Annotated in this window: 7 protein-coding genes; 2 read left to right on the plus strand and 5 right to left on the minus strand. The window is 71.3% G+C overall.

All coding sequences use genetic code 11. From position 1 onward, the window contains the following. Window positions 1-7 precede the first annotated feature (7 nt). From CCN39_RS00575 to CCN39_RS00595, 5 genes are read right to left on the minus strand one after another with little or no spacing between them, the layout of a single operon-like run. A complete protein-coding gene (locus CCN39_RS00575) occupies window positions 8-670 on the minus strand; it encodes a DUF6875 domain-containing protein (RefSeq protein ID WP_086837839.1) in 663 nt (220 codons plus the stop codon). Then, window positions 667-2,043, minus strand: coding sequence for an FAD-binding oxidoreductase (locus CCN39_RS00580; RefSeq protein ID WP_086837840.1), 1,377 nt, complete (start codon window positions 2,041-2,043; stop codon window positions 667-669). Before CCN39_RS00580 ends, CCN39_RS00575 begins: the two co-directional genes overlap by 4 nt. Further along, window positions 2,043-2,360, minus strand: coding sequence for an avidin-fold protein (locus tag CCN39_RS00585; RefSeq protein ID WP_086837841.1), 318 nt, complete (start codon window positions 2,358-2,360; stop codon window positions 2,043-2,045). The genes CCN39_RS00580 and CCN39_RS00585 overlap by 1 nt, the downstream gene beginning before the upstream one ends. Beyond that, entirely contained in the window at window positions 2,357-2,761 is a 405-nt protein-coding gene (locus CCN39_RS00590) for a cupin domain-containing protein (RefSeq protein ID WP_208630086.1), read from the minus strand. Before CCN39_RS00590 ends, CCN39_RS00585 begins: the two co-directional genes overlap by 4 nt. A gap of 38 nt (window positions 2,762-2,799) precedes the next feature. Continuing rightward, entirely contained in the window at window positions 2,800-3,558 is a 759-nt protein-coding gene (locus CCN39_RS00595; protein ID WP_086837842.1) for a LuxR C-terminal-related transcriptional regulator, read from the minus strand. A 298-nt stretch (window positions 3,559-3,856) separates the two neighbouring features. Between CCN39_RS00595 and CCN39_RS00600 the strand changes: the two genes are divergently transcribed. After that, window positions 3,857-5,137 (plus strand): SidA/IucD/PvdA family monooxygenase, encoded by a 1,281-nt coding sequence (locus CCN39_RS00600; protein ID WP_086837843.1) that lies wholly within the window; start codon window positions 3,857-3,859, stop codon window positions 5,135-5,137. Beyond that, a partial coding sequence (locus tag CCN39_RS00605; RefSeq protein ID WP_086837844.1) for a class I tRNA ligase family protein occupies window positions 5,137-6,759 on the plus strand: 1,623 nt, incomplete at its 3' end. The genes CCN39_RS00600 and CCN39_RS00605, both read left to right, overlap by 1 nt.

Raw genomic sequence — 6,759 nt, forward strand, 5'->3', positions numbered from 1 at the left:
TGGGTGTTCAGGCCGTCTGCAACGACTTCTCGGTGCCCACCAGCCGCTTGACCAGCTGGTCGCGGATGCGGGGCGGGATGTCCGGGGCGAACCGCCGGAAGTAGCTCTCGGCGTGCGCCGTGCTGTCCATCAGGAACGGCAGGTCGAACACGACCAGCTTGCGCACGGCCAGCAGCGGGACCGGCGCGCGCAGCGCCTTGAACTCGTCGTTCCACAAGCCGGGCTGGTCGCAGACCGGGTGGAACTGCCCGATCATCAGCCCGTCGGCGACGAACCCGTCCTTGGCCTCGCGCTGCAGGTCGTCCAGCGGGGCCGCGTCGTGGCGGTCCAGCTGCGGCAGCACGAGCAGGATCGTCAGCAGCTCCCGGTTCTCCGGCGGGATGCCGGCCGAAAGCCGCTCGTACCAGGTGCGCAGGCTCCCGATCGCGGCGTTGACGTCGACGTCGCCGCCCGTCGCGGTCAGCGCGGCCAGGTGGAAGAGTCCTTTGTGGAGTGAGGGCTGGGTGTAGGGGCACACCGGGCCGTTGCGGCCGAGGTCCGGGTGCGCGGAGACCAGGTACCGCCACGCCCAGGCGAGGATCTCGCGCAGGTGCGGGAGGTGCTCGGCCGGCGCGGCGCCGGCCTCGACCTCGGCCGCCGTCCAGATGAGTACCTTGTCGTCGCCGATCATGAGCCGATGCTTTGCGCGAAGGTGAAGAACCCGTCCGGATCGACGCGTTCCTTGATCTGCTTCAGGCGCGGGTAGTTGACGCCGTAGTAGGCGGTGCGCCAGTCCGCGAGGTCGGGGTCGGTGAAGTTCTGGAAAGCGCCGCCGGACACGTACGGCGCCATCGCGTCCCCCAGGTCCGCCAGCCAGCGGCGGTTGGCCTCGACCACGGCCGGTTCGTCGTCTTCGGCCCACGACGTGTCCATGGCCAGCAGGAACATCGTGTCGCGGTGGACGAACGCGGTGTCCGTCGCCCCGACGCGGTTGATCGCGCCACCCCAGGAGAACAGGGCGGCACCGCCCCCGTCCGGGTTGCCGCTGTCCGGACGGCGTTCGACGAAGGCGAGCATCGTCGCGATCGCCTCGTCGGGCAGCGGCCGGGTGACGATGTTCGTCCGGGACGCGAACGCGCCTTCGGCGGTCTCGTGCCGCAGGTCGTCCTTGGCCTCCCAGAAGGTCCGGTCCGCGATGACCGTGCGGACCGGCGCGGCGACGGACAGCACGGGGTCGAGGATTTCCCGCAGTTCCGCGGCAGACCCGAAGTGCTGCCCGATCGCCGAGACGACGGTGTCCCCGCCGGCCTTGCTGACGCCGATCCGGGCCGCGAACTCGTCCGGCGCCCGCCGCACGGTGTCCTGGAGCACGGAGAAGACCTTCGCCGCGTCCGCGCTGTCCCACAGCAGCACGTAGGTGGCGCAGGGGGCCACCGGCTTCGCCTGGAAGGTGAAGGACACGTTGACGCCGAAGTTCCCGCCGCCCCCGCCGCGGCAGGCCCAGAACAGGTCGGCGTTGGTGTCGGCGTCGCACTTCAGCAGCTGCCCGTCCGCGGTGACGATCGTGGTCGCGACGAGCGCGTCCGCGGTGAGCCCGTAGACGCGTGAAGTGGCGCCGCAGCCGCCGCCGAGGGTCAGGCCGCCGATCCCGACCGTGGCACTGTTGCCCAGCGCGAACGCCATCTCGCAGGGTTCGATGGCCGCGTGGACGTCCGCCATCAGCGCACCGCCCCCGGCCGTCACGAGCCCGGTCGAGCCGTCGGCGGTCACCGTGTTCAGCGCGCCGAGGTCGAGGACGAGGCCGGTGCTGACCGAGTGCCCCGCGAAGCTGTGCCCGCCGCCGCGGGCGACGACGTCGACGCCGGTGCCGCGCGCCCACTCGATGGCACGGCGCACGTCCTCGGCGTCCGCCACGGACACCACGCCGGCGGGGGTGATCCCGGCGAACCGCTTGTTGAACGGCGTGCTCGCGGCGCGGAACCCGGCCTCGCCGGGCCGCCGCACGCGGCCGGTCACCGCGCGCTCGAGGCGTCGCCAGTCCGTGTCGGAAGGGCGCCGGGACACTAGCTCACCTCGTCGAGGTAGGAGACACCGGTGGCGGCGTGGGGGCCGTAGCGTTCCCACACCTCACGCAGCCGGAGGTGACCGTCTTCGGCCACCTCCGGGGTGTTCACCGTGTGCCCGCAGATCACCTCGCCGGTGGCGAGCACCAGCGTGTACCCCAGGTGGAGGACGCCGTTCTCGCGCTGGGTGCCGGTGAGCGCGCCGCGCCGCACCTCTCCCCCGGCGAACTCCGCCCAGACGACGTCGTCCTCCTGCCGGTACACGGCCACCGCCTCGGCGCCGGGCTTGCGGAACTTCCGCCCGTCGTAGTCGATCACGCCGGTCCCGCCTCACCGGCGTCGTGCGCCACGAACTCGGCTGACATCTCGCGGTCCCACCAGATCGCGTAGTAGGAGAAGTCTTCGCCGTGGGCGGGATCGTTGAAGAGGTGGTGTTCGATGCCCGGTCGCAGGAACACGATGTCCCCCGCCGCGAACGCGTGCCGCCGGTCGCCCGTGACAACTTCGGCGCGCCCGGCCATGCCGATGAAGATTTCGTGCTCGTGGTGGGCGTGGGCGACCGACGCGTCACCCGGGCGCAGCACGCACCAGGCCCCGCGGAACGGCGCGGTCATCCCGTCCCACGGGTAGAGCAGCTTCATGTCCAGTCCGTAAGCCCGCGTCAGGTTCTCGGGCTCCAGCCTGCGGATGTCCAGGAGGGCCAGGTCTTGGTCAGTCACATCCCACTCCGATCAGCGTGGTCCGACGCCGATCGACGCTAGGTCCGGCCGGTTTCCCGGCGATAGGGGAACTGTTCCCGATCGCCGGTGAATTCGCCCCGCCCGAGACCCGCGTCCCGCGCCAGCACTATCGCCTGTGCCCGATCGGCTACTCCCAGTTTCGTGAAAATGGCCGACACGCGATTGCTGATGGTCTTGGACGCGAGGCCGAGATCGCGCGCGATCACCGCATTCGACCGGCCCGCGGCGATGCGATCGAGCACCTGCCGTTCCCGGGTCGTCAGTTGCGGAAAGGGATACGGTTCGGGACCGGCCGTGCGCACCAAAGTGCTGAACCGGGCGGCGATCGCCCGGCCGACGATCGCCTCGCCCGCCGCCACGACCCGCACCCCGCGCACGATCTGCTCGGCGTCGGCGCCCTTGACCAGGTACCCGCGCGCCCCGGCGTGGATGGCCGACCGGACGGCGGTGTCGTCGTCGGCCGCGCTCAGCACGAGGACCTTCGTTTCCGGCGACACCAGCGACACCCGGCCGATGACGTCGACCGGCCCGGACCCGCCGAGCTGCGGATCGACGACCAGCACGTCCGGGCGGTGCCGGGCGGTTTCCGCGATCACCCCGTTCGCCGTGGCCGCCTCACCCACCACGAACACGCCGCCGGCCTGCTCCAGCGCGGCCCGCACCCAGTGGCGGACCGACGGCTGCGGGTCGGCGACCAGCACGGTCAGCGGGGCGAGCTCAGGGTGTTCGACCGGCCACAGCCGGGCGGTGTAGCCGTAACCGGTGGCGTGACTCATCGTTCCCCCAAAGTGAACTGCTGCCGATCCGCTACCGATCGGCTCCTCCCAGTGAAAGCGCGTGCCGCGCCTTCCATATCCGACAGGAGAGTCTCGCCGTAAGGGATAATTGATCGCAATCAATTTTCTTGATCGCAATCAATTCGCCGGACGGGCGGCGACCGAGCGGGGGAACGATCTCGGCGAGATTCCCCGAAGCCAGGGAAAACCGTCCCTACCACCCGGGAAAGAGCGCTCCTTACGATCGGTCCGGCGGCACGCGGCACGCCGACCTATTCCCAGAAATCGGAGTGTATCTGTGACCGAAGTACAGGTGGGTTTGCTCGCGATCGGAGCCGGACCGGCGAACCTCGCGCTGGCGGTGGCCATCGAGGAGTCCGGGCACCCGGAACTCGCCCGGCAGACACTGCTGCTGGAGCAGGGGCCGGACATCAAGTGGCAGCGCGACCTGCTGATGCCCTGGGCGCGCAGCCAGGTCTCCTTCCTCAAGGACCTGGTGACCCTGCGCAACCCGCGCAGCAGGTTCTCGTTCCTCAGTTTCCTCCACGACCAGCAACGACTTGACGAGTTCGTCAACCTGGGGACCTTCCACCCGTTCCGCTGGGAGTTCTCGGACTACCTGCAGTGGGTCGCGAAGTCACTGGAGGAGGTGCGGATCCGGTACGACGCGAAGGTGCAGAGCATCGAGCCCGCGCGCGACGCCGACGGGTCCATCGTCGGGTGGGTCGCCACCCTCGAGGGCGGGGACACCATCCGCTGCCGCGACCTGGTCGTCGGCGGCGGGCGGGACACGCACGTGCCGGACGTCTTCGCCGACCTGCCGGCCGACCGGCTCATCCACAGCGCCCAGTACCGGCGCCGGATCGCGCAGCTGCCCGCGGACGCTCCCCTGCGCGCCGTCGTGGTGGGCGGGGCGCAGAGCGCGGCGGAGATGTTCATGGCCCTGCACGACAACCTGCCCAACAGCACCCGCACGATGATCGTGCGGTCGGTGGGCCCGCAGAACTACCAGACGAGCAAGTTCGTCAACGAGCTGTTCTTCCCGTCGTTCGTCGACCGGTTCTACGACAGCCCGCCCGAGGTCCGGCAGCAGGTGCTGGACGAGATGCGCCTGACCAACTACGCCGGGGCGGCCCCGCCGTTCCTGGACCACATCTACACCACGCTGTACCAGCAGCGCGGCATCGGGCAGCACCGGTCGGAGGTGCGGACGCTGACCGAGGTGGTCGGTGCCCGGGTCACCGGCGACGAGGTCGTGCTCGACCTGCGCGACCGCACCAGCGGCAAGGTGGAGCCGCTGCACTGCGACCTGGTGCTCCTCGGCACCGGCTTCGACACCCGGATGCCCGCGCTGGTCCGCGACCTGGCCGAACACGTCGGGCTGGCGGAGATCTCGGTCAGCCGCTGCTACCGGGTCGACCTCGGCGAGTCCGCCTGGGGCGCGGTGTACCTGCAGGGTGTCAACGAGGCCACGCACGGCATCGCCGACTCGCTGATCAGCGTGCTGGCCCACCGGTCCCACGACATCGTCGAAGACCTGCTCGCCCGCCGCGGCGGCGGCGAGCGCGAGGCCGTCTGATGGACCGGCTCGTGGTGATTTCGCCCGCGCCGACGGCGAACGGGGACCTGCACCTCGGCCACCTCGCGGGGCCGTTCCTGGCCGCGGACGTGTGTACCCGGTACGCCCGCGCGACCGGCCGGGAAGCCTTGTACGGCACCGGCATGCACTTCACGCAGAACTACGTCGTGGCCGCGGCCGAGCGCCTGGGCGTGGCCCCGGAGGACCTGCGGGAGCGCTCGGCCGAGCAGGTCCGCGAGACCTTCGCGGCGATGGGCGTCGAGATCGACGGGTTCGGCTGCCTCGGTGACCGGTTCACCGCGATGGTGACCCGCTTCTACGAGCGCCTGCACGCGAGGGGCCTGCTGGAGCTGCGGGCGGTGTCCTTCCCGTACCTGCGCAGCACGGGCGAGTACCTGATGGACGCCTACGTCACCGGCGGGTGCCCGTTCTGCCTCGCCGACGGCTGCGCCGGGATCTGCGAAAGCTGCGGGCTCCCGATCGCCCCCGGCGACCTGATCGGCCCGCGCTCCACCACGCGTCCGGACGAGCCCCTGGAGCTGCGCGAGGTGGACATCCTCGTGTTCCCGGTGGAGCGGTACCGCGCGGAGCTGGAGGAGTACTTCGCCCGCACGCCGATGCGTCCGGGCATGGCCCGGCTGATCGAGGCCGCGCTGGCGCGGCCCCTGCCGGACTTCCCGATCACCCAGCCGGCGTCGTGGGGCATCCCGGCGCCGTTCCCGGAGGTGGCGGGCCAGGTCTTCTACGCGCACATGGAAGGCATGCCGTGGAGCATGTTCACCACCGCGCTGGGTGCGGAGACCCGCGGAGCGGTGCTGACCACCGACGACGAACTCTGGCGCGCCGGCGCCGGCACGACGGTGGTGTACTTCCTCGGCCTGGACGCGACGTACCCGTTCGCGATCGTGGGCACGGCGCTGCTCACCGCGCTCGGCGAGCACGTGCTGCCGGCGCAGTACCTCACCAACGAGTTCTACGAGCTGGCGAGCGAGAAGTTCTCCACCAGCCGCGGGCACGTCGTGTCCGGCCGGGAGCTGGCCACCGAGGTCCCGCGCGACCTGATCCGGTTCCACCTGTGCGCCACCAGCCCCGAGTACCAGCGCACCGACTTCACCCGCGAAGCTCTCCTGCGGGTCGGCGAAACGCGGCTGACCGGCCCGTGGAACCGCGTGGCGGCGGCGGTCGACCGGTGGGTGGACCGCGGTCCGCTGCCGGTGTCGGCGGAAGCGCGGAGCACGGCGCGGCGGATGGCCGAGCGGTTCGCGGACGGGTACGAGCTCCGCCGGTTCAGCCTGACGGCGGCGGCCTCGACCCTCGCCGAGCAGCTCGCCCGCCTGGACCGGCTGGCTGCCACGGTGACGTCGGGAACGGCGGGCGACCTGTGCCACCAGGTGGACGTGTTCCTGCGGTGCGCGGCGCCGATCTTGATCGACCTCGCGGCGGCGGCGCTGCCGGACACGATGCTGCCCGGGCACCCGGACGCGGACACGGTGACCCCGAAGCGACTGCCCCGGCTGTCGGTGAAGGTCGGCGCGGCTCGATCGGCCGACGCGGCCGAGGTGCCCAGCGCAACCGGGCTGGCCACCGCGACCGGGCCGGCCGGCGCGACCGGGCCGGCCGGC

This window comes from Amycolatopsis kentuckyensis (assembly GCF_002155975.1).
Lineage (GTDB): Bacteria > Actinomycetota > Actinomycetes > Mycobacteriales > Pseudonocardiaceae > Amycolatopsis > Amycolatopsis kentuckyensis.